Annotated in this window: 22 protein-coding genes; 15 read left to right on the top strand and 7 right to left on the bottom strand. The window is 57.8% G+C overall.

From position 1 onward, the window contains the following. Positions 1 to 39 precede the first annotated feature (39 nt). The 5 genes from B150_RS0116280 to B150_RS0116260 all read right to left on the bottom strand — a co-directional run bounded on the left by B150_RS0116280 (position 40) and on the right by B150_RS0116260 (position 6,232). Positions 40 to 2,577: a hypothetical protein gene (locus tag B150_RS0116280; protein ID WP_020401012.1), complete on the bottom strand. Its 2,538-nt coding sequence runs from the start codon at positions 2,575 to 2,577 to the stop codon at positions 40 to 42. Between the two features lie 290 nt (positions 2,578 to 2,867). Next, positions 2,868 to 3,668 carry a flagellar basal body L-ring protein FlgH gene (gene flgH, locus B150_RS0116275; protein WP_020401011.1) on the bottom strand — a complete coding sequence of 267 codons (801 nt, stop codon included), beginning with the start codon at positions 3,666 to 3,668 and terminating at the stop codon, positions 2,868 to 2,870. Between the two features lie 11 nt (positions 3,669 to 3,679). Beyond that, positions 3,680 to 4,645: a flagellar basal body P-ring formation chaperone FlgA gene (gene flgA, locus B150_RS0116270; RefSeq protein WP_020401010.1), complete on the bottom strand. Its 966-nt coding sequence runs from the start codon at positions 4,643 to 4,645 to the stop codon at positions 3,680 to 3,682. A 13-nt stretch (positions 4,646 to 4,658) separates the two neighbouring features. Next, the gene (flgG, locus tag B150_RS0116265; protein WP_020401009.1) at positions 4,659 to 5,444 is read right to left on the bottom strand and encodes a flagellar basal-body rod protein FlgG; all 786 of its coding nucleotides are present in this window, start codon (positions 5,442 to 5,444) and stop codon (positions 4,659 to 4,661) included. Between the two features lie 41 nt (positions 5,445 to 5,485). Further along, positions 5,486 to 6,232, bottom strand: coding sequence for a flagellar hook-basal body complex protein (locus tag B150_RS0116260; protein WP_020401008.1), 747 nt, complete (start codon positions 6,230 to 6,232; stop codon positions 5,486 to 5,488). Positions 6,233 to 6,566: 334 nt separating this feature from the next. On the opposite strand from B150_RS0116260, the gene B150_RS0116255 reads away from it, so the two are divergent. From B150_RS0116255 to B150_RS0116185, 15 genes are all read left to right on the top strand, one after another. Next, positions 6,567 to 7,136 (top strand): flagellar basal body-associated FliL family protein, encoded by a 570-nt coding sequence (locus tag B150_RS0116255; protein ID WP_020401007.1) that lies wholly within the window; start codon positions 6,567 to 6,569, stop codon positions 7,134 to 7,136. Between the two features lie 27 nt (positions 7,137 to 7,163). Continuing rightward, positions 7,164 to 8,294 carry a flagellar motor switch protein FliM gene (gene fliM / locus B150_RS0116250; protein ID WP_020401006.1) on the top strand — a complete coding sequence of 377 codons (1,131 nt, stop codon included), beginning with the start codon at positions 7,164 to 7,166 and terminating at the stop codon, positions 8,292 to 8,294. Between the two features lie 19 nt (positions 8,295 to 8,313). Continuing rightward, positions 8,314 to 8,727 carry a DUF6468 domain-containing protein gene (locus tag B150_RS0116245; protein ID WP_155860109.1) on the top strand — a complete coding sequence of 138 codons (414 nt, stop codon included), beginning with the start codon at positions 8,314 to 8,316 and terminating at the stop codon, positions 8,725 to 8,727. 33 nt (positions 8,728 to 8,760) lie between these two features. Next, positions 8,761 to 9,444, top strand: coding sequence for a MotE family protein (locus tag B150_RS0116240; protein WP_020401004.1), 684 nt, complete (start codon positions 8,761 to 8,763; stop codon positions 9,442 to 9,444). Positions 9,445 to 9,508: 64 nt separating this feature from the next. Continuing rightward, positions 9,509 to 10,159: a protein phosphatase CheZ gene (locus B150_RS0116235; RefSeq protein WP_020401003.1), complete on the top strand. Its 651-nt coding sequence runs from the start codon at positions 9,509 to 9,511 to the stop codon at positions 10,157 to 10,159. A 29-nt stretch (positions 10,160 to 10,188) separates the two neighbouring features. Further along, positions 10,189 to 10,869, top strand: coding sequence for a flagellar motor protein MotB (locus B150_RS0116230; RefSeq protein WP_020401002.1), 681 nt, complete (start codon positions 10,189 to 10,191; stop codon positions 10,867 to 10,869). Further along, positions 10,869 to 11,600, top strand: a complete 732-nt coding sequence (locus B150_RS22665) for an OmpA/MotB family protein (RefSeq protein ID WP_020401001.1) — start codon at positions 10,869 to 10,871, stop codon at positions 11,598 to 11,600. The genes B150_RS0116230 and B150_RS22665 overlap by 1 nt, the downstream gene beginning before the upstream one ends. A gap of 31 nt (positions 11,601 to 11,631) precedes the next feature. Beyond that, positions 11,632 to 14,619: a tetratricopeptide repeat protein gene (locus B150_RS0116220; RefSeq protein WP_020401000.1), complete on the top strand. Its 2,988-nt coding sequence runs from the start codon at positions 11,632 to 11,634 to the stop codon at positions 14,617 to 14,619. Positions 14,620 to 14,834: 215 nt separating this feature from the next. Continuing rightward, positions 14,835 to 15,113: a BufA1 family periplasmic bufferin-type metallophore gene (locus B150_RS0116215; protein ID WP_020400999.1), complete on the top strand. Its 279-nt coding sequence runs from the start codon at positions 14,835 to 14,837 to the stop codon at positions 15,111 to 15,113. 97 nt (positions 15,114 to 15,210) lie between these two features. Then, positions 15,211 to 16,077, top strand: a complete 867-nt coding sequence (bufB, locus tag B150_RS21575) for an MNIO family bufferin maturase (protein WP_020400998.1) — start codon at positions 15,211 to 15,213, stop codon at positions 16,075 to 16,077. Beyond that, entirely contained in the window at positions 16,070 to 16,753 is a 684-nt protein-coding gene (locus tag B150_RS0116205; RefSeq protein WP_020400997.1) for an HvfC/BufC N-terminal domain-containing protein, read from the top strand. The genes bufB and B150_RS0116205 overlap by 8 nt, the downstream gene beginning before the upstream one ends. A gap of 15 nt (positions 16,754 to 16,768) precedes the next feature. Continuing rightward, positions 16,769 to 17,227 (top strand): DoxX family protein, encoded by a 459-nt coding sequence (locus B150_RS0116200; RefSeq protein ID WP_020400996.1) that lies wholly within the window; start codon positions 16,769 to 16,771, stop codon positions 17,225 to 17,227. A gap of 124 nt (positions 17,228 to 17,351) precedes the next feature. Beyond that, entirely contained in the window at positions 17,352 to 17,843 is a 492-nt protein-coding gene (locus B150_RS0116195) for an Lrp/AsnC family transcriptional regulator (RefSeq protein WP_020400995.1), read from the top strand. A gap of 2 nt (positions 17,844 to 17,845) precedes the next feature. Next, a complete protein-coding gene (gene pepN, locus B150_RS0116190; protein ID WP_020400994.1) occupies positions 17,846 to 20,473 on the top strand; it encodes an aminopeptidase N in 2,628 nt (875 codons plus the stop codon). Positions 20,474 to 20,732: 259 nt separating this feature from the next. Beyond that, the gene (locus B150_RS0116185; RefSeq protein WP_020400993.1) at positions 20,733 to 21,134 is read left to right on the top strand and encodes a helix-turn-helix domain-containing protein; all 402 of its coding nucleotides are present in this window, start codon (positions 20,733 to 20,735) and stop codon (positions 21,132 to 21,134) included. 158 nt (positions 21,135 to 21,292) lie between these two features. Here the strand turns inward: B150_RS0116185 and B150_RS0116180 are convergent, their stop codons facing one another. Continuing rightward, a complete protein-coding gene (locus tag B150_RS0116180) occupies positions 21,293 to 21,763 on the bottom strand; it encodes a hypothetical protein (protein ID WP_020400992.1) in 471 nt (156 codons plus the stop codon). Continuing rightward, on the bottom strand, positions 21,741 to 21,979 hold a 239-nt coding region (locus B150_RS23325; RefSeq protein WP_040565515.1), incomplete at its 5' end, for a hypothetical protein. The genes B150_RS0116180 and B150_RS23325, both read right to left, overlap by 23 nt.

Raw genomic sequence — 21,979 nt, 5'->3', positions numbered from 1 at the left:
AAAAAGAGGCCGGGATTCATCGTCCCGGCCTCACGTTTTTCATTGTTGTTCCATGGCACGCCGCGCGGCTTCATAATCGTCATGCCACTGGTAATAATCCTGCGCTACGGCATCCATGTCGACACCCAGCCAGTTGTTCCAGCAGTTCTGGTGCGCGGCATAGGTGGTCGACCGGGCAAGGCATTCCATATGCGGTTCCGGGCCGATAGCGCGCATATAACGTTGTCCCTCAGTTTCACGCCTTACGCGCGGCCGGTTGGCGGCGCGGGTGGCGCGGCGCTGCTCCTTCAGTTGTTCTGACAGCTGCCCCATCTGATCGCCAATAGTGCCGAAAGCCTTCTGTTCGCTGACAAACTGCTTTTCAACGTTGGAAGCGTGTTCCATTTGCCGGGTAGCGATCCAGCGTTCTGGTTGGTCCAGTCGTGCACTGCCGTGCGACTTTGCATAGTCACGCGCGCCAGCCAGTGTTCCCCGGTAGTGACGGAAAGCGCAGTCCATCCAGTCGAGCCGCTGGTAATATTCCCCCTCGAGGCGGGAGAGGGTGTAGCGGTCGTCATTCAGCCCGCCAAATTCGCCGCGCACCGCACCTATGTTCACGCCAGGCCTGTATCCGCATGCCTCTTCAATCGTACTGCCTGGGGGTTGCAACATGGCTTGGCGCATGGCGCTCGCGATTGCGGGCGTTATCTCGCCGCCATAAAAGCGGCGGAAATAACTGCGGCCATAAGCTTCGGCAATCTCGCCTTGGGACGCGAATGGCACGATGCCTTGCTGATACTCATCCACAAACAGCACAGGCAGGAAGTAGATATCCTTGTCGCCAAGGCGCTTGAGAAGCGCCTCGACAGGTTCATTGAGCGTGTAGGTGATCCGGGTTTCAGCCACCCAGTTCTCACGGGTTTCGTCCCAGCTAAAGCGGTCTTCCACAGAACTTCTGCTGCTGTAAGGTGAGATGAAGGTGTTCAAGTTGTAGGTTTGAAAGAGGACACCATTCGAGGGCCAGCCAAACGGGTCTCGCGCCGTGGCAACTTCGCTCGAACTGCTAGGCACAATCACCCGGATGATATTGTCCTCGATGGAGAAGAAATAGGGTTTGCCGTGCAGTATCCCGATTGTGCGAGTATTGCCTACCCATGGGAAAAGACGCGGTTGCATGCCGGATGCGGTGGATACAGCGCTGCCGAACACAGTGTCCGGCGTGATAGAGCTACCCGGAATGCGCGGGTAGCTGAACTGGAAGTGAAGGCTGGCGAAGCGGGCGTCGAGCGTCTGGTCACCCACTTTGAGGGTATCAAGGCCCAGTTGGGGCAGGGCGCAAACCAGCCGCCCGGCGTCGGGCTGCTCTTCCCGTGCCGGGCAAATTTTGGCCATGGCCCGTGCGTCATAAATACCGGAACATTTGCGCAAGAAGTTATCGAGGGCTTGCCGGCTTGCCGCCGGATTTTGTGTCACTGCCGCCGCCAGCCGGTCGGCTTCCTGCACGAGGCAAACCTCATGGGCCCCTTCGGGCAGGCGCCTGTCGCGCCAGCGGGCAAAACGTGCAGCCTCCTCGTGGCTCAGGATCGCCATGGTGGGCAGATTACCGCCATCTGGCGTGGGCTCGATCCCCAGGCGCGCGGCAACAGTGGTATAAGACGCACATTCAAAATCATTCTTGAGACCGCAGGCGACCATCTGTGCGTCGGCAGCCAGTTTTGCCTTTTCGGGGTTACTGGATGACCATCTTGCCGAATAGTTCTCACACAAATGATCCCAGCCAAGCTTGAAGCAGCCCCGTTCGAGCGCGCCGTCAGAATCCGCCGACCCGCAGGCGGCGGCAGAGCCAAGGCTGCACATGCGCAGGTAGAAGTTCCGGTTCTTTTCAACCGTGTATGGTGCGTTGTGCACATATTGGTCGCAGGCGGCGATGTTGCCGGCCTCACACCAGAGCAGCAACGTGTCGGCATTGGCGCCATTAATCTCAACCTTGCCCGTACGGGCGATACCTGCGTTAACGAGGGACTCCCGGCTGCTTCGCACTTCCGCGGTCTTCGCTGCAATGCGGTACGCGAGGGAGGTTGGCTCGCTCAGGTCCTTTGCGGCTGCGCATATTTTTGTCCACGTGTCACTCAAGTTACTACTGCTGCGGCGGCAGGTGGGGGCCACAAGGTTTTGAGCCTTAGGGATATCGCTGCCGTCCGCGCTTCGGGTTGCAAGGTCGTAGAAAAGTATTTCGCAGGCTTCGCTGGCGCCGCGGGTGCATCCGGTTTGCAGCAGTTCGTCGCGCAGTGCCAGTGTAGGGGCATATCTTTCCGCAGCCTCGACGCAGTCAAGCGCACGGGCATCGCACACGGCGCGCAGGCGTTTTTCCTTCTTCTCGGGTGATGGTTCATCCGTGACGGCATAGAGGCAGAATTTGGCTTCGCCGAGCTTGCAGAGCTGGTCGGCGAGCTTCAGCCGCTTTTTGGCGTCTTGCTCGCGCGTATAGCGTTTGGCGAGCTCTTTGCGTTTTTCCCAGCTGTCAGCAAATGCCGCATCGGTAAAACCCGTGCTCACCAAAAGCGCGGCAACAAGAAACGTGCTCAGGAACAGTTTCATTGGTCAAATCCCCCATCAGCGAAATGACGATATATTTCTTGGAACAGGAAAATCCTATGGGATTTTGGTGGGGTCGTCACCTCAAATCGGACAGGTGAGTGTGGCGCTTGTGCGCGGTTCCCATGTAGATTCGTGCATCATTGGAAACGTCACGTTCCGAATCGATTCGTTAGGAGTCCTAACAGGCAAAAAAAGAGGCCGGGACATGTGCCCGGCCTTTGTCTAGTTGGCTTTATTTCGGTAAAAGTTACTCCTAGTCTCTCTCCATAGTCCTCCTTGGTTTCAGTCGATTAGAATGGGAAGATGATGTCATACAGCTGGGTCCCATAACGTGGCTGTTGCACATCGGTAATCTGGCCTTTGCCGCCGTAGGAAATACGGGCTTCGGCGATCTGGGTGTGCGAGATGGTATTGCCGCTGGAGATATCTTCCGGGCGGACGATACCAGCGAGCAGCAACTCGCGTTTTTCAAAGTTCACACGCACTTCCTGGCGGCCCTGGATCACGAGGTTGCCGTTCGGCAGCACTTCGGTGACGATGGCGGCGACAGTCATGTTGATCGCTTCAGAGCGGTCAACCGAGCCGGTGCCAGCGTATGACGAGCCGGAGTCTGCACCAACCATCGTGCTGGGGTCGAAGGCGTTTGCGGCAGCGGCGTTTCCGTTTGCAGCACCTGCTGCGGCTGCGCGCTGGTTGAAAAGCGCGTAAGGAATTGCCTGCTCAAGCCCGAGGAAGTTCGGCAGGCCCGCGCTTTCCGCCGTGGTGCGGGAGCGTGCGGTCGAGTTGCCGATCTGTGCACTGTCGGAAATATTGATGTTCACCGTCAGGATGTCGCCGATGTTGCTCGCGCGCTGGTCCTTGAAGAAGGCGCGGGCACCGGTGCGCCACAGCGAGTTCGGCTGGTATTTGTCCGGCGCATTGTGCGGCATCGGCAGGCTGATGGATTTCTGGGCCACCGGCGCCTTGATGTCCTTGATTGGCGTGAGGTCAGGCTCTTTGCCAATGTTGGAGATGCGGTCCGCTGCGCCACAGGCGGCAAGCGACATAACAGCACCGAGCAGGATGGATTTTTTCACAATCTGTTTAAACATGGCTGCCTCCTTCACATCGCGGCGAGCGTAAGGCTGTTGCTGGTAACGGTGACCTGGCCCGCGTTCAGGACCTTCGCGTCTACCGTTTGTTTTGATTTGATGTTCATGACCCGGATGGTGTCACCGTCACCGCCGTTCTCGAGCGCACGGCCCGATGCGGTCAGCGACAGGTTGCCCACCTGAAGAACCATGGTCACGATCGTCCCTTTTTCCACCACTACCGGCGGCATCACGTCGCTCGAGTAGAGCGCACGGCCCGGCTGCAGGGCACGTTTTGCCGACTGGCCCACGAGCTCCTTGGGGGAAATCACGGTGCGGGCGTTGATTTGCCGCGCCGGCAGTTTCGTCCACTCGATATCCCGTTCGGTGATCACTTCACCGGGCGTCACCATGCGGGCGAGGGTCGGAACCATGCGCACTTCCTGGATGCGGCCGGTGATGCTCAGGCGTTCAGGCTGGTTGCTGCCCGTCGGGATCACCACCGTAGCGGTGAAGCGGTCCTGCCGGTCAGAGAGGCGGAAGTTCTCGAACTCGATATCGTCCACGCTGGCGTCTGCCGGGATGAAGAGACCGTCACGGCGACCGTAAACTTCAATCTCGACATTCGAGCTGACACCTTCTGCCTGCACATGGCGCAGGGCAATGTCTGCAAGGTCAGCGAGGGTGAAAGCCGTGCCTTCGCGGAAAACGCTGACGCGCTTCAGGTAGGTCGGGCGCTCCCAATCCAGGCTGTATTGTTCGGCAATGCGATCAAGCTCGTAGGAACTCAGTTGCGTGGCCTTGCCCGGGGCCGGAGCCTCGAGAATGATGGTTTCCGCTTCTGCACCCAGACCCGTGAACAGGTCACCGAGTTTGATAACCGGGTCGATCACCGTCAGGTTCTCGCGCAGGTCAGCGGCAAAAGCTGCCGGGGAGCATGCCCCGCACAGCAGGGCAGCGATGATTGCGTGCCGTTGTTTTTTGCCGATCTTAAGCATTACCGCCTCCTAATTAGCGCAGGTTATTGGCAGCCTGGAGCATCTCGTCCGAGGTCTGGATGACTTTGGAGTTCAGCTCGTAGGCGCGCTGTGCAGAAATCATTGCGGTGATTTCACCAACTGCGTTCACGTTGGAGGTTTCAAGGTAACCCTGAACGATCTTGCCGAAACCGGGCAGGCCAGCCTGGCTGACGTTCGGGGCTCCAGATGCCTGGCTTTCAAGGTACATATTGCCGCCAATAGCCTCTAAGCCCACTTCGTTGGGGAAGGTCACGAGGTCAAGCGTGCCGATCACAGCCGGGTTGGTCTGGCCGTCCTGTTTGACGGCAACTTCACCCTGTTCGTTGATCGTAACGTCAATCGCGTCCTGCGGGATGTTGATCACCGGCTGCACCGGGAAACCCTCAGGGGTTACAAGGCGGCCGTCCTGGTCAACCTGGAAGGAACCAGCGCGGGTATAAGCGTTCTGGCCATCCGGCAGCTGGATGTTGAAGAAGCCGCGGCCGTTGATCGCAACGTCATACTGGTTGCCGGTGCTGGAGAGGCTGCCCTGGTCAGTGATGCGGTAAACGCCAGCGGCGCGTACACCCACACCCACCTGGATACCGCTCGGTACCGTGGTGCCAGCGTTTGACGAGTTGGCGCCAACGCGTTCGATGTTCTGGTAGAGAAGGTCCTGGAACTCCGCCCGCTGGCGTTTGAAGCCAGTCGTGTTCATGTTGGCGATGTTGTTCGAGATGACCTCGATATTCAGTTGCTGAGCGAGCATACCGGTCGCTGCGGTGCTAAGTGCTTTCATCGTCTTAATCCTTTCCTCAAGTACCCGTCAGGGGAGGCCGGTTATTGCACGCGGGCAAGCCGGTCGAGGGAGTCCTTACGCATATCTTCGTAGCCAGATGAGTTCTTGGAGGCGCGCTCATAAGCCCGCATCACGTCGATCATCTCGACCATGGATTCGATGGCGTTCACGTTCGAGCCTTCAAAAGCTTTCGCGCGAAGCGAAACATCGGTCATGTTCTCTGGCGGCTCAGGGGCTTGGCTCGTCTCATAGAGAGAGGAACCGCGGCGCTTCATGTCCTGCTCGTTGGCGAAGGAAACGAGGCCGATCTTGCCTTTTTCACCATTGTTGGTGCTGATGGTGCCGTCCGTTGCGATATGGATCTCGGTGTCTTCCTCGTCGAACTGGATGGTCTGACCACCGTCATCGAGCACTTTTTCGCCCGACAGCAGCGACAGTTCGCTATCCTTGTCGACCATCATGCGGCCGTTGCGGGTGTAGACCGTCTGACCGTCAGTTCCTTTGACGGAGAGGTAACCCCGGCCCTTGATGAAGACATCAAGAGGATTATTCGATGCAATCATGTTGCCTGTGTCTGTGTTGCGGCTTACGCCTGCATCCATAACGTAGGCAATCTTGCCACCGGTGGTGGCTGCGGCGCCCGGTGCAGCCATCAGGTGCTGCCGGAAAACCACGCGTTCTTTGTTGAAAGCTGTTGTCGACATGTTTGCGATATTGTGTGCAACCACGTCCATGCGCCGCTTCAGTGCGCTTCTATGTGCCAACCCGACAAAAAGTGCGGTATCCATAATTTTTCTCCTGCTTTTGCAGACGCTGCTTTTCGCAACTTGTTTGCCCATCAATAAGCAGGAAGCGTGCCAAAAATTTTTCCCATTATTTTCAAATGGTTATGGAGGGTTCGGTGATTTGTGCCGGGGCGCGAGGGGGCGGAAAAGGTCGACATTTTTGCCGGGCCCGGCAGATTTGACCGAATTAAAGCGATTTTATCTGCTCTCATTTCTTTACGACGGCTTCACGGCTTGTTAACTATGTATAAATAAAGATAAAGTTGATGCCATTATTAGGGGCAGGAGGTCGTGTGCGTGCGCAGGACCCGTCAGGCAAAAGGATTGCAGAAGTTTCATGGCCGATAATATGGACGATACGCTTGGGGAAGCGGAACTTGTTGAAGGGCTTGAACGCAAGAAGCTGAGCGGCAAGAAGGTTGTTATCGGTGCTATTGGCGCCGTTGTTGTCCTTCTGGCCGTGCTTGGCGCCATGTCTTTCATGGGCGGTAGCGACGAAGCACATGAAGAAGATCCGCTTGACCAGATGGCGGAAGATGCCGCCGCCAAGCGCGAGCAGGCGAAACTTGAAGAAGATGTGCCGGCTGAGAAGCTGAAGACGCTCTTCTACGAATTGCCGATGCAGCAATATAACCTGAATACGGGCGGGCAGGGGTCCAGCTTCCTGCGTGTGCAAATCCAGCTTGAAGTGGACCGGGAAAGCTATAAAGCCGATCTTGATGCAAAGCTGCCGCGTATTCTGGATGAATTTAACGTCTACATGCGTGAACTACGGCCCGAGGACCTTGACGGCGCTGCAGGCATCTTCCGCCTGAAGGAAGAACTGCTGATGCGCATCAACCAGTCGGTCGCGCCGACACGGGTCAAGGATGTGCTGTTCCAGGAATTCCTGGTGCAGGGTGGTTAAGGTTCGCGCAGGGGTCTGACAGAGATTATGGCTGACGATGAAGAAATTGACGACGAAGCCGTAGCCGCGGAATGGGAAGCCATGGCCGGTGGTGGCGGTGACGACGATGACACCGACCAGGATGCCATGGCCGCCGAGTGGGAGGCTATGGCCGGCGCCGAGGAAGAGGACGACGGCGGCGGGCCATCACCCGGCCGTGTGCTCGACCAGGATGAGATTGACAGCCTGCTTGGCTTCGACGGGGACGGTGACGCCGGTGAGATGACTGGCATCCACGCGCTTATCAACAGCGCGCTGGTGTCCTATGAGCGTCTGCCGATGCTGGATATCATCTTCGACCGCATGGTGCGGATGATGTCCACGAGCCTGCGGAACTTCACGTCCGATAATATCGAGGTCTCGCTCGATAACATTACGTCGGTGCGGTTCGGTGACTATCTGAACTCGATCCCGCTGCCGGCCATGCTGGCTGTGTTCCGCGCGGAAGAGTGGGATAACTATGGCCTGATGACCATCGACAGTAGCCTGATCTACTCCATCGTGGACGTACTTCTGGGGGGGCGCCGCGGTACCGCCGCCATGCGGATTGAGGGCCGGCCCTATACCACGATTGAGCAGACGCTTGTTGAGCGGATGATCTCGGTGGTGCTCAAGGACATGTGCGGCGCGTTTGAGCCGCTGAGCCCGGTGAACTTCACCTTTGACCGGCTGGAGACCAACCCGCGCTTTGCCACGATCGCCCGGCCGCCAAACGCCGCGATCCTGATCAAACTGCGCGTCGACATGGAAGACCGCGGTGGGCGCCTTGAGGTGCTGTTCCCCTATGCAACGCTTGAGCCGGTGCGGGAGCTTCTGCTGCAGCGCTTCATGGGTGAGAAATTCGGCCGTGACAGCATCTGGGAAACCCACCTGGCGACCGAGCTTTGGCGCGCCGATGTGGACCTTCATGCCATTATGGACGAGACCACAATGTCGCTTCGGGAGGTGATGAACCTTCAGGTTGGTCAAACAATCATGTTTAACAAGACCCCGAACGACGAAGTTGTGCTAAAATGCGGTGATGTCCCCATGGTCAGCGGCGCCATTGGCCGCGCTGGCCAGCATATGGCGGTGCAGGTACGGCATACAGCCGAACGGCTCGCGCCGTCGGACGATTGATTAGAAAACAGGAACCGATATGGATCTGGTCTCAGGAATGATTGTTGATGGTGTGCTGGCGGTGCTGCTGGTGACGGCGATCATTGTTTCGATCATCGTCTACAAGCGCCTTGGCACCATCCGTGAAGGGCAGGCCCAGCTTCGTGAGCTGGTGGACGAGCTTAACCGCGCGGTCATGAACGCGCAGTCAAGTGTGTCCGGCCTCAAAAAATCCGCGGTGGAGATTGAAGAAATCCTGCAGGCGCGGGTTCAGAAGGCCAGTGCATTGGCGGATGAACTGGGCATGATTACCGAAGCTGGCAACAATCTTGCAGACCGGATTGAACGTGGTTTGACCAGTGCAAACCGCGGTGAAGCTGCGCAGCCGAAGGCCGAGAAGGCCAGCAGCAAGCAGCAGCAGGAAATTCTTGCGGCGCTGAGGGAAGCACGCTGATGTGTGCTAGAGCGCCAGTGAAGGGCAGTTGAGATGAACGGCAGCATATTAAGCAGGGTGCGTATTTTCCCCCTTCTGATCCTTGTGTCCTTTGTGGCGCTTGGGCTGCGGGGCATTGACCTCTATACCGGCTATAACCTGCTGACCGACCCTGCCTTCGCGCAGGACCAGGAAAATACGTCAGGCGACAACGCTGCGACCGAGCAGGCTACCCGTCAACCGGGTGACACAACGGACGCCGAGGCCCAGCGTATGGCCGCGAGCCCACAACCCCTTGTGGTTGGCCTGCCAAGCAACGAAGAAATGGAACTTATTACCCAGCTTCGCGAACGCCGGGAGGAGCTTGAGGCGCGCGCCACCAAGCTCGACCTGCAGGAACAGCTGCTTGCGAGCACAGAAAAACGCATCAACGACAAGATTTCCCAGCTTCAGGTGCTCGAGACGCGCATCAAGGAGCATCTGCGCATCTTCGAGAAGGCCGAGGACGAGAAGCTGGCAAGTATTGTGAAGGTCTATGAGACCATGAAGCCGAAAGATGCCGCCCCGCGCTTTGAAGCGCTGGCGTTGCAGACGCAGGTTGACCTTGTGACCCGGATGAAGCCGACCAAGGTGGCCGCACTCATGGGGGAGATGACACCGGAGAAAGCATCCGTCCTGACGACCGAGCTTGCGACACTGGCGCAGCCACCGAGCGTCGAGGAACTGGACAACCGGTAAAAGATTGGGGCCAGCCGCAAGGCGGCCGCGTGTAATTACCTTTGGGGGCAGAGGAGTAGCGGGAATGGCAAAACAGGCAGCAGCAGTAAGCCTGGAAGATAGAGCGGCAGCGCTTCGGCAGAACCGGGGCGACAATGTAGCAATTGACGATATCACCCATGTGGTGGGCAGTCTCGTCAAGGGCACGACCCATGATGATGAGGTTGACAAGATCGCGACCGAACTGCGCGAACTTCTGTCCTACATCGGGGCGGCCAAGAACGAACTTATGGGCATGCAGCCCAAATCGCTCTCGAACCGTGATATTCCGGACGCGGGTGAACAGCTCGACGCTATTGTGAAATCTACCGAAGACGCCGCCGAGACCATCATGGACGCGGCTGAAACCGTGGGCATGCTCTCGGAAGAAGCGGAAGGCGAGATGGCTGAAAAGCTGGAGAAAGTCTCGACCGAGCTGTTCCAGGCATCAAGCTTCCAGGATCTGACCGGCCAGCGCATCACCAAGGTTATGCGCACGCTTGGCCATTTGGAAGAACGCCTCAACGCCCTCGCAGACGCGATCGGTGACGATTATATCGAGCCGCCGGAAGAGGTGATCGAAGTGGATGATGAAGGTGTCGCGAAAGACGATAGCGATCTTCTGCACGGTCCGCAGCTCGAAGGTGAAGGCAACAGTCAGGCAGAGATTGACGCTATTCTCGCCAGTTTTGACTGACCGGCCTGCTCGCGGGGTAATCAGGCACAATGTTCATTGAGCAGGAACGCACAAAACGCATCTTTGGCAGTGACAACACCCTTGGGCTTTTTGTTGCACTGTACCTGATCCTGCTTGCCTTTTTCATTGTGCTGACCGCCATGTCACAGCAGGAAGCCCCGCGCGCCGTGATGGCCATGGACAGCGTGAACAATACCTTTGACCGCAAGACCGACAACAAGCGCTTCAATCTTGACCCGCGGGCAAGCCATGACCCATCGAACGATGCGTCCCTGCAGAAAATCCGAAACCTGTTTTATGCCGAGTTCGAGCTCGAGGGCCGTTTTACCAATAGGGGCGGCAACGTGTTCGAGGTCGAGTTTCCGGAGGAATATCTGTTTTCCCCGGGTTCGTTTAATGTGCGGCCTGATAAACATGGTTTCCTGGACCAGCTTATTGAGGCGCAAAGGCAGGGCATCAGCGAAGGACATCAGCAACTGGCCCTGATGTTTGGCTCAGGTGTCGCGCCGGTCTCGCGTGACATGACACGCTCGCAAGAGGTTGCTGTACGCCGCGCAGGGTCGCTCGCGCGTTACCTTGAAGGGCAGGGTGTGCAGGACGGCGCGTTCATCACCGGCTTTGTGGGTATCGAGGAAGGCAAGATCCTTGCGGTCTTCCGCAATGTGCCTGCGGACGGTACGACCGCAACGTTGAATGGGGGGCCGCAATAATGCCGCACTCCCAGCCCGCACGCCGCCGCAAAGATGATACATCTGCGCCGTGGATTCTCACCTTCGCTGACCTGCTGTCGCTGGTGCTCACTTTCTTTGTGCTCGTCTTCTCCATGAACACGGTGCAGTATGAAAGCTGGAAAGCGGTGGTGCACACCATGAACGAGGAGTTCAACCCCAAGCGCCCGATGGTTGAGATCCTGCCGCATGACACGCCGCCGTCCTTGATGACACGCAGCATTCCGGGGCTCAATCTCACCTACCTTGAAGCGCTGCTTGACCGGCAGCTCAAGCAGGTGCCGCTGTTTCAGGAAGCGGTGGTCCACCGGGTTGAGGATACTGTGGTGATTTCACTGCCCGCCAGCCTGCTGTTTGAGCCCAAGCTGGCGGTACTTGCGCCAGACGCCAACCGGGCGCTGCGTGCGCTCGCAGGCGCACTTGTGCAGGTGCGCAACAAGGTGCAAGTGGCAGGCTATACGAATGGTGCGCCGGTCAAGACCGGGCTTTTCCGCTCCAATTGGGAGCTGTCGCTGACCCGCGCGCGGGTTGTTGCCGGCACGCTTTCGAACGCCGGTTACCAGCAACCAATGACCGTTCTCGGTTATGCCGATACACGCCTCAGAAGCCTTGAACATTTCAACAATGTAAAAAGCCGCTATGAATGGGCGGAACGTATCGATATCGTATTGATTAATGAAAAACGCGAACAAGGCACCTATGACATTTTCTAGGCGGCATAAGAGTTTAGGGGCTGTTTCTGTCGTGGCACTTCTGTGTGCCGCACCGGCCATCTATGCGCAGGATGAAACGGGCCGCCTTGTGTCGGTTCAGGGTGCTCAGCAGTCCAATGCCGCTCGGCTCGCGTTCACTGTACCTGTGGGCACAAATTATACCGTGGCCACGCAGGGCAACCAGCTTCTCATTACCTTTGATGGGGATTTCCGCTTCAATTTCAGTGCGCTCGCTGGCTCGCCGCTCAGGCAGGCAACCAATCCGCGCTTCCGCAGGCTTGGCGCCCGCACGCTAGTACAGTTCGATATTCCGGCTGACGCTCGCACACGGGACTTCTGGTCCGGCCAGTTCTTGGTCGTCGATGTCTATTCCCAGAATGCCGCGCGCCCGCAAACCGTATCGGGCAGCCAGGAAGACAGCAGCATCGCCGCGCCCGGCGGGACCGCACCACAGCCGGTTGACGACGAAGCAGCACAGCCGCAGGACGAACAGACCGCAGCAGATGACGCGGCCACACCGCCTTCCGGTAACCCGGCTGGCGTGGGGGACGAGACAGCAACTCTGCCGACAAGTGGGGCACAGCCGCCTGTGCGCGAACCCCAGACAGGTATCGAGATACGCGGTGTGACCGCGTTTACGGCTGAAGATAAAGTTGTGCCCGTCCTCCCGCTTGAGGTTGAGGATGGTCTGCAGCTTCAATTCCCGTGGGATGAAGAAGTGGGCTCCGCCGTGTTTGAGCGCAGCGGTGTACTGTGGGTCATTTTTGACCGGCCGTACAAGCTCGACCCCGGCGGACTGCGTGAAGCTGATGGTATGCTCAAAAAATACCTGACCGCCGCGGAAGTTCATGACAACAAGGATGCGCTTGTGCTGCGGTTTGACGTGGTGCAGGGCCAGTATTTTGTTGTTGAGCGTGACGGCAACACATGGCTCATCAGCCTCAAGCATACACCCGCCAAGCCACGTTTCCCGCTTGAACCGTCCCGGCAGGCTGAAGGTGTGCAGGGCCAGCAGATTTTTGTGCCCGCAACCGACATTGGCCGTAAGATCGAGGTCGAGGACCCGGCCATTGGCGATTTCCTCGTTGTGCTGCCGATGATTGGCGAAGGCCGTGGTATGGCGCAGGAATATAGCTATGCGTCGTCGCAACTTCTGGAGACCGCACAGGGTGTCGTCGTGATGCCCAAGTCCGACTTTGTCGATGTGGAACGCTTCACCGACGGTATCGCTATCCGCACCACCGGCAACAACATGCTGTCGGCTACCAATCTGTCGCGTGATACGGGCGCTGGCCCACGCGCGAACAAAAGCGACTTCAAGCGGCTGGTTGATTTTGCGGCGTGGCGCATTGGTAACGAGTGGGAATACCGCAAGAATAAATCGATCTTGCTGTATGAGCTTTCGCTCCAGCCGATGGATGACCGGAACGCGGCGCGCTGGAAGCTGGCGCGCTTCTATCTGGCACACAGCCGTGCAGCCGAAGCCCTTGGCGTGCTGGAACGCATGATGGCGGAAGATCCGCTGCTGGCGCAAAACAGCGAATATCTCGCCATCCGCGGTATTGCGAATTTCAAACAGGGGCGGCTTGAACAAGCGGCTGTTGATCTTGCGACCCGTGGCCTTGAGGCGGAGCAGGACGCGGAACTGTGGCGCGGCCTTGTGGCCGAAGCGCGCGGCCAGTATGACGCCGCGCTTGAGCACTACCGCCGCGGCAAGGATGTCATGGGCACCTATGACGACTATGACCGTGCGGAAATCCAGCTTGCCGTCGTGCGCTCGGCGCTTGAGCTTGACCGTATCGAGCTTGCGATCCGTGAACTGGATCTGTTGAACGGCCTTAATCTCAATGATGAGCAGTTGGCAGAATCAGTGTTCCAAAGCGCGCGTATCGCCGCGATGCAGGGCCAGATGGACCAGGCGCTTGCGCAGTTTGATGACCTGGCCGACGCGCCCTACCGCTGGATTTCAGCGCGCGCACGTTATGCCCGCACCAAACAGGGGCTCAAGAATGGTGATCTGACGGCAGTGGATGCCATCGACCAGCTTGAGCGCCTTCGCTTTGCTTGGCGCGGCGCACGGTTTGAAGCGGAACTGCTGGACGATCTGGCTGACCTTTATTTTGATACCAAGCAGTATGAACTGGGGCTTGAGGCGTTGCGGCAGGGTATTTCCTATTTCCCTGAGCTCGCGCGCGAGAAACAGATGGTGGCCCGGTCCGCCAATATGTTCCGCGAACTGTTCTTTAGTGGCCGCGCTGACGAGCTTTCGCCTATCGCCGCCATCAGCCTCTATTATAAATTCCGTGACCTCACGCCGCTTGGCTCGGAAGGTGACCTGATGATCCGCCGCCTTGCGGACCGTCTGGTGTCAGTTGACCTGTTGGACCGCGCCGCCGAACTGCTGGAATATCAGGTGCGGGTGCGCACCGAAGGCGCGGCACGAGCGCAGATTGCTGCCAACCTCGCCAAAATCCATATCCTTAATGAGCAGCCGCAAAAGGCGCTTGAGATCATGCGTGCCACGCGGGAGCCGCGCCTGCCGGAGGATATTGATGCCACGCGGCGCCACGTGGAAACCCGCGCGCTGATTGAGCTTGGCCGCTATGAGGAGGCCGAGGTGCTGCTTGAAGGCGACCGCAGCCAAGAAGCCAATGAGCTGCGCGCTGATATCTTCTGGGGCTCCAAGGCCTGGTCGCGCTTCTCCAACACCGTGAAAGACCTGCTTGGGGACGGTTGGCGCCGCAATGAGGCACTGAGCCCGCTTGAGCGCCTGAACCTGATCCGCCTCACCATCGCGCTTACCTTCATGGAAGATCGTGCAGGGCTGATTGAGATGCGTCGGCGCTATGGTTCACAAATGCGGGGCGGCGATTTCGCACAGGCCTTTGACCTGTTGACCAACGATCAGGAACTTTCGGGCCGTGAACTGGGGGCAATCGCCAGCCAGATCGCAAGTGTCGAGAAGCTGCAATCCTTCATGCGCGATTACCGTAGCGACTTTTCAAGCTCTGGCCGGTAACGTGCCGGTTACCTTGCCGTTGATACGCGCCGAATAGTGCAGGGCAAATATCACTCAAATGCTGGAAAAACATGCTCGCGTTTGTCTCACCAACTCGTGACAGGGATATTATTTTCCAAATTGGCTCGGCTGGGCGATGATGATTTTGCAAGGGCGGTAATCCAGTAAGCCGCATTACGATTAACCCATTCATTACATAACAGGGGAATGAGAGCATGAAGATCAATCAATTTGCCAAAACGGCTGTCGCAACCACAAGCGTACTTGCATTTGCACTGACCATGGCGTCTGGCGCTGTGTCCGCAGATGACAAGAAAGGCAAGAAAGAGAAATGCTACGGCGTTGTTGCCAAGGGCATGAACGACTGCGCAACCTCCGCGCATAGCTGCGCCGGTCAAGCCAGCGAGGACCAGCACCCGGAAGAGTGGATGTATGTGCCTGCTGGCATGTGCGAGCGCATCGCGGGCGGTTCGATGGAGCCGAAAAAGTCCTGAGCCACGACGGCTAAGTAGCGAGCGAACGAGTTGGGCTGGAGCAGTGTGGCAGGGGAATGCTATGCTGCTCCAGTTTTATGGGTGAGAGGGAAGTGTTGTGAGCGTCGACTATCTTTGGCAGCCGAAAGGCACAGGCAGGCCGGCTGGCATCAGCCTCAAGACCGAGCATTTCAGCGATATTCTGACAAGCCGCCCGGCGGTTGATTTCCTCGAAGTCCATGCCGAGAATTACATGACCGAAGGCGGTGCCCATCACCGCTATCTTGAAGAAATTTGCGCGCATTATGCGCTTTCTGTGCATGGAGTAGGCATGTCGCTGGGCTCGGCCGAGGGGCTTGACCCGGCCCATGTCGCCCGCTTTAAAGCAGTGGTCGAGCGTTACAGGCCTACTATTGTGTCGGAACATCTGGCTTGGTCAGTCTCCGGCGGCACATACCTCAATGACTTGCTGCCACTGCCGCTAACAGTGGAAAGCCTTGATGTGGTCGTGCGTAATATCGATACGCTGCAGCAAGCCATCGGGCGTTCCGTCCTTGTGGAAAACCCGTCCAGTTATCTCTCCTTCAAATCAAGCGAGATACCGGAACTTGAGTTCCTTGTCCGGCTTGCTGAGCGCACAGGCGCTGGCCTGTTGATGGACGTGAACAATGTTTATGTATCCGCGCGCAATATGGAAACCTCGCCCGAGGAGTATATCGACGCGGTGCCAGCATCGCTGATTGGCGAGGTGCACCTCGCAGGCCATGCGGTCAAGAATATCGACGGTGTCGAGCTTCGCATTGATGACCACGGCAGTGCGGTATCACCTGACGTATGGGCGCTATATGAGCGCCTGATCACACGCGTGGGGCCAAAGCCAACGCTGGTTGAATGGGATACGGATATCCCGCCGCTGAGCATACTCGTGGCAGAAGCCGAGAAGGCCAAGGCCGTTATGAATGCGCTGGAGGCAGCGCATGTCTGACCTCGCGCGCATTCAAGCTGGTATGAAAGCCGCCATCGTAAAGGGGGGCGAGCCGGACACGGCGTTGCTTGAGGCTGTGGTCGCGGGCAAGCTCACGAGCGCGCAGCGCATGCGCGTGCATCAGAACAATTTCAGGCAGACGCTAACATCCGCGCTTCTGGCTATTTTCCCCGTCGCACAGGTTTTTGTCGGCGAAGCCTTCATGAAAGGTGTTGCGGGTAAATTTATCACCAGCGAGCCGCCGGGCGCGCCAATGCTGTCGGCCTACGGCGCGACGTTCGCAGACTTTCTGGATGGCTTTCCACCGGTCGCGCAAGCTCCTTACCTGCCGGATATCGTCCGCCTTGAATGGGCCGTGCATGAGCTGCAGGTCTCAAACGAACACGTGGTGGACGAGGGACCTGTTCGCTTGTCACCCAATGCGCGGGTCATTGACAGCCGCTACCCGGTCCTGAACCTGTGGATGGCAGGCACGGGGCAAATTCCGCCAGAGGCTGTGAACCTCAAGGCTGGCGGGCAATGTGCGGCGGTGGTGCTGGCCTTTGGTGAAGTGCGTATAATGGCGCTGGACAGTGCTGAGAAAGCGTTACTCGTCGCGCTTGAAGCTGGCGCGGCAAAGGAAGACGCGGGCATCGCACGTATGCTGGACATGGGGGTCCTGGCCGGGAAGGCCTGAGGGAAGGGGCAAGTGATGAAGGAACTGCAAGGTCGGTTAAACGCACTTTTAATTCGTGCGGCAACCATGTTTGCCATGCGGGACTATATGCTACTGTGGCTGCGCCTTTGGGTGGCGAATATCTTTTATGCTAGTGGCCGCACCAAAGTTGCGGATGGTTTCCTGACGCCGTCTGATAGCGCGCTTACGCTATTCGAATACGAATATGACCTGCCTCTCTTGCCGCCGGAACTTGCTGCCACCCTCGCGGTCTATGCAGAGACTTTCCTGCCGCTTCTGTTGATGCTCGGCCTCCTGTCGCGCCTGTCAGGCCTGGGGCTTGTGGGCATGACCCTCGTGATCCAGATATTTGTATACCCCACTCACTTTACCGAGCACGCCGCGTGGCTTGCTGCGCTTTTGCCGGTGGTGATGCTGGGCGGCGGTAAAATTTCGCTCGACCATCTTTTATTTCGCAGCCGGGAGCCCAAATAGCAGAAGCGGTCCACATTAGCCCCGCTTAATAGGCGGATGAGCTATTTTTCTGTTCATTCCCTAGAAAAATAGGCTAATACGGCAGGCAGACAGATGGGGATACGCTGTTTAAAAGGATAATAAAATGGACGAAATAGACCGCAAGATTTTGAACCTGTTGCAGAAGGACGCAACACTCAGCACCGCCGAGATTGCAGAAGCCGTTGGCCTGTCGACGACGCCGTGCTGGCGCCGTATCCAGATTCTGGAGCAGGAAGGTTTTATCACCCGCCGCGTGGCGCTGGTTGACCGCAACAAGGTCAACGTGCCGCTGGACGTTTTTGTAGCGATCCGCACCAACGAGCATAACTTCGACTGGCTGGATGAATTTGCGCGCCTTGTGTGCGAATTCCCGGAAGTGGTTGAGCTTTACCGCATGAGCGGTGAGATCGACTATCTCATGCGCGTCGTGGTGCCGGACATGGCTGCCTACGACACCTTCTACAAAAAGCTGATCAAGAAAGTGCAGCTGACGGATGTGAGCTCCTCTTTCGCGATGGAGCGCATCAAATACACGACCGCACTGCCGCTTGATTATGCGATCGACGAGAATAAATCCCGCCGCAGGAGGGGCTGATCGTGGACGCAAGGGCCTCAGCGAACGCACCCAAACAGGAAATCAGGCTCGCGGACTATCAGCCGCCAGCCTTCTCCATTGAGACAATCGACCTTGTTTTCCGTCTTGAGGACGAGGTCGCGGTTGTTGAGGCCACAAGCAATTTCAAGCGTGAGGGTGACGTTAGGTCACTCACGCTTGATGGCGGTCCCTATATGAGCTTGAAGCGCGTTGCGCTCAATGGGGTTGAGCTTGGCGGCAATGCTTATACGCTGAACCGCGAAAGCCTGAGCATTCATGAAGTGCCCGATGCCTTCACGCTCACCGTGGTGACGGAGCTGCGGCCCAAGGAGAATACCCGGCTTGAGGGGCTTTATTTCTCCGGCGGTAACTATTGCACGCAGTGTGAGGCGGAAGGCTTCCGCCACATTACCTATTATCTTGACCGGCCGGATGTGCTTGCGCGCTATAATGTGCGCATCGAGGCGGACAAGGCGAAATTTCCGGTTCTGCTCTCGAACGGCAACCCTGGTGCCATGGGTGATCTCGCGGGTGGCCGTCATTTTGCCGAATGGCATGACCCACACCCCAAGCCCGCCTATCTGTTCGCCATGGTCGCAGGCAAACTTGGCTGTCTGACGGACAGCTTCACAACAGCGTCAGGCAAGGAAGTAACCCTGAACATCTATGCGGCTGAAGCTGACCTCGCGAAATGCGATTACGCGATGGCGTCGCTCCAGCGCTCCATGAAGTGGGACGAGGAGGTCTTTGGCTTAGAGTATGACCTTGATGTCTATAACATCGTCGCCGTGTCTGATTTCAACATGGGCGCGATGGAGAACAAGGGCCTCAACGTTTTCAACACCAAATATGTGCTGGCGAGCCCGGCCACGGCCACAGACGCGGACTTTGACCATGTTGAAGGGGTCATCGGCCACGAATATTTCCACAACTGGACCGGCAACCGGGTTACCTGCCGCGACTGGTTCCAGCTCAGCCTCAAGGAGGGGCTGACCGTATTCCGCGATCAGGAATTCTCGAGCGACATGACATCGCGCGCGGTCAAGCGGCTTGATGATGTACGCACGCTGCGCATGATCCAGTTCCCGGAAGACGGCGGCCCGCTCGCGCACCCGGTGCGGCCTGAAAAATATATCGAGATCAATAACTTCTATACGGCGACAGTTTATAACAAGGGCGCGGAAGTGATCCGCATGATGCACCGCCTTATCGGCGCCGATGCCTTCCGCCGCGGCATGGACCTCTATTTCGAGCGTCATGACGGACAGGCCGTTACCTGCGAAGATTTTGTTTGCGCCATGGAAGATGCGAGCGGTGTTGACCTCAAGCATTTCCGCCTGTGGTATTCGCAGGCCGGCACGCCGTCGCTCACCATCAAGCGGGAGCGCGACGGCACTGACCTTATCCTGAAGCTGGAGCAGCAAACCAAAGCCACGCCGGGGCAGGGTGAGAAGAAGCCACTGCATATGCCGGTTCTCGTTGGCTGGCTTGACGCGGACGGCAATGAAATTCAGCCCGCGCTAGAGGGTGAGGGCGTCTGGACCGAAGACGGTTGCCTGCTTGAGCTGACGGCAGCCCACCAGGCTTACCGCTTCCGCGACGTGCCAGATGGCGCAGTCCCAAGCCTGCTGCGCGCCTTCACGGCACCCGTCAGCCTTGATCATGACCTGTCGCCGACTGAGCTTGCGTTCCTCGTCAAACACGACCGGGACGCTTTTGCGCGCTGGGAAGCGGCGCAATATATGTACGGTGATTTCCTGCTCGCCTGCGTGGCGGGCAAGGCAAATGTGAAAGATGTGCCTTCTGAGATCAGCACCACATTCAGTCATTTGCTGAAGGATACGGTGACCGATCGGGCTCTGCTTGCCGAACTGCTGACCTTGCCGTCTGAAATCGCGATCGGCCAGCGCATGGATGTGCTGGAGCCGAGCAAGATATTTGACGCGCGCGAGGCACTGCTTGCGGGGCTTGCGAAGGCAAATAGTGAAGCGCTTACAAGCCTTTACATGAGCCTGAAACCCGGCAGTTATGACCTCAAGCAGGAGAGCAAGGCTCAGCGGCGGCTGAGAAACGCGCTGCTGCGTTACATCAGCCAGTTGCCGGGCGCCGATGATGTGCTGCGTGCGCATCTGGACGGTGCCGACAATATGACCGACCGCATTGCGGCGCTTGCAATGATCGCGAGCAGCGACATGGCGGACCGCGAAGCCGTGCTTGAGGCATTCTACACCGAGTGGCAGCACGATGACCTTGTGATCGACAAATGGTTTGCCGTGCAGGGCCAAAGCACCCGCAAGGATGCGGTTGCCCGGGTGCTTGAGCTGATGCAGCACCCGGCGTTCAAGCTGGCGAACCCCAACCGGCTCCGTTCGCTTGTGACCAGCTTCTCCATGCTCAATCAGGCGCGCTTCCATGAGGCGGACGGCTCTGGTTACCGCCTGCTTGCCGATACCATCGCGCGGGTGGACAAGATCAACCCGCAAACGGCTGCGCGCCTTGTGGCGCCACTTGGCCGTTGGCGCCGGATGGGTGAAGACAGGCAAGTGCTGATGAAAACGGCGCTTGAACGCTTACGCGCACAAGTGGAAAGCGACGATGTACGCGAACTTGTGGATAAATCGCTCGGTTGAACGCAAAACGGTGCCTTTAAAGCACAGTTTCAACCAACTCGCATGCTAAGTGCATCGGTTCGTCGCAAAAGTTAATACTATATGTTGCAATCTGGTGGAATATTTGGCTAGTTATAGGTTCCGAACGGAAATTGGGTCGAGAATGTACAGCTAGTAGCAAGGGCGGAAGCACGAGCCGTTCCTGCAGTGTTTTATACTAGAGATAGTAATCGGCTACGCCAAAAAAACGCGGCCAGCCAATCACCAGAGAGAGAGTACAATGACGAAAGGTCCAGATCCGATTGACGTTCATGTCGGTCAACGAGTACGCGCACGCCGCAAGATGCTCGGTCTTTCCCAAACCCAGTTGGGTGCAGAACTGGGTGTTACCTTCCAGCAAGTCCAGAAATACGAACGTGGTACGAACCGTATTGGTTCAAGCCGCCTGTTCCGTATGTCCACCACTCTGGATGTGCCGGTATCCTATTTCTTCGAAGGCGCGGAAACCAAACTTCCGGGCTATAATGCTGCAAGCGAAGGCCTGGACGGCGACGCGTTCGAGCGTCAGGAAACCCAGGAGCTTGTAGAAGCTTACTACCGTATTGCAGACCCGCGCATTCGCAAGAAAGTGCTTGGTCTTGCACGCCTGCTCGCGAGCGGCGTTGACGAATACGGCATGTAATCAGGCTGCGACCGGCTGACTTTCGTCAGGTCGTGGTTCAGGAATAAAAAGCGCGGCGGGCTACCGTCGCGCTTTTCTGTTTTGGGCTGGCTGCTCTCAGTATGCATCAACAAAAAGAGCCGCAATCGCGGCTCTTTTCTCGTTTCAGGCAGTGAAGGTTATTCCTTCTTCCGCGCTTCTCGTTCCTGCTTCTTTTTCTTCTCGCGCCGCGCCACATAAATGAGGCCGGGGGCGAGGAGGAGGAAGCCTGCAGGCTCCGGCACCGGTACCGAGATGATACGAATAATCGCCGTATCAAGGCTCGTGAAGATCAGGTCACCCGGCGAATACCAGTTGTTGTTGATGCCTGTGGGCACCGTGATGACATCACTGTCACTCAACAGGCGGCCGTTATAAAGCCACCGAAGCGTCACAGTATATTCACCGGTATGGTCAAAGAGACCAAGTCCTGCAGTCAGGTCAAGGCTTCTGCCCATGCCGATCTGCGTGTCGCCCAGCATCCAGACAAGGTCAAATTCTTCAAGGTCTGTCAGCTCACAATAGAGCTGAGCCTCAAACGTTGACCCACAGCCATCCAGGGTAAACTCGTCACCCAACATGAGCGTGTCATAGGTGCCTGCTTCGGCCACAAAGCGCCATTCTGCCGGATCGGGGTCCGGTGTCGACGGCGTCGATGGCGGCGGCGGCTCCGGCGTAGTTGGCGGCGGAGTAGGCGCAGGTGTGGTCGGCGGCGAAGTCGTTGGTGGCGACGTCGTCGGCGGAGATGTAGTTGGCGGCGAAGTCGTTGGTGGCGACGTCGTCGGTGGAGATGTGGTTGGCGGCGACGTCGTTGGTGGCGACGTCGT

The organism is Kordiimonas gwangyangensis DSM 19435 = JCM 12864 (genome assembly GCF_000375545.1).
GTDB classification, from domain to species: Bacteria; Pseudomonadota; Alphaproteobacteria; order Sphingomonadales; family Kordiimonadaceae; genus Kordiimonas; species Kordiimonas gwangyangensis.
This window is presented reverse-complemented; position numbering and strand designations above follow the sequence as displayed.

Coding starts and splice junctions, on each gene's coding strand:
- B150_RS0116280 (WP_020401012.1), bottom strand. CDS start 2,577: ATGAAACTGTTCCTGAGCACGTTTCTTGTTGCCGCGCTTTTGGTGAGC.
- flgH (WP_020401011.1), bottom strand. CDS start 3,668: ATGTTTAAACAGATTGTGAAAAAATCCATCCTGCTCGGTGCTGTTATG.
- flgA (WP_020401010.1), bottom strand. CDS start 4,645: ATGCTTAAGATCGGCAAAAAACAACGGCACGCAATCATCGCTGCCCTG.
- flgG (WP_020401009.1), bottom strand. CDS start 5,444: ATGAAAGCACTTAGCACCGCAGCGACCGGTATGCTCGCTCAGCAACTG.
- B150_RS0116260 (WP_020401008.1), bottom strand. CDS start 6,232: ATGGATACCGCACTTTTTGTCGGGTTGGCACATAGAAGCGCACTGAAG.
- B150_RS0116255 (WP_020401007.1), top strand. CDS start 6,567: ATGGCCGATAATATGGACGATACGCTTGGGGAAGCGGAACTTGTTGAA.
- fliM (WP_020401006.1), top strand. CDS start 7,164: ATGGCTGACGATGAAGAAATTGACGACGAAGCCGTAGCCGCGGAATGG.
- B150_RS0116245 (WP_155860109.1), top strand. CDS start 8,314: ATGGATCTGGTCTCAGGAATGATTGTTGATGGTGTGCTGGCGGTGCTG.
- B150_RS0116240 (WP_020401004.1), top strand. CDS start 8,761: ATGAACGGCAGCATATTAAGCAGGGTGCGTATTTTCCCCCTTCTGATC.
- B150_RS0116235 (WP_020401003.1), top strand. CDS start 9,509: ATGGCAAAACAGGCAGCAGCAGTAAGCCTGGAAGATAGAGCGGCAGCG.
- B150_RS0116230 (WP_020401002.1), top strand. CDS start 10,189: ATGTTCATTGAGCAGGAACGCACAAAACGCATCTTTGGCAGTGACAAC.
- B150_RS22665 (WP_020401001.1), top strand. CDS start 10,869: ATGCCGCACTCCCAGCCCGCACGCCGCCGCAAAGATGATACATCTGCG.
- B150_RS0116215 (WP_020400999.1), top strand. CDS start 14,835: ATGAAGATCAATCAATTTGCCAAAACGGCTGTCGCAACCACAAGCGTA.
- B150_RS0116205 (WP_020400997.1), top strand. CDS start 16,070: ATGTCTGACCTCGCGCGCATTCAAGCTGGTATGAAAGCCGCCATCGTA.
- B150_RS0116200 (WP_020400996.1), top strand. CDS start 16,769: ATGAAGGAACTGCAAGGTCGGTTAAACGCACTTTTAATTCGTGCGGCA.
- B150_RS0116195 (WP_020400995.1), top strand. CDS start 17,352: ATGGACGAAATAGACCGCAAGATTTTGAACCTGTTGCAGAAGGACGCA.
- B150_RS0116185 (WP_020400993.1), top strand. CDS start 20,733: ATGACGAAAGGTCCAGATCCGATTGACGTTCATGTCGGTCAACGAGTA.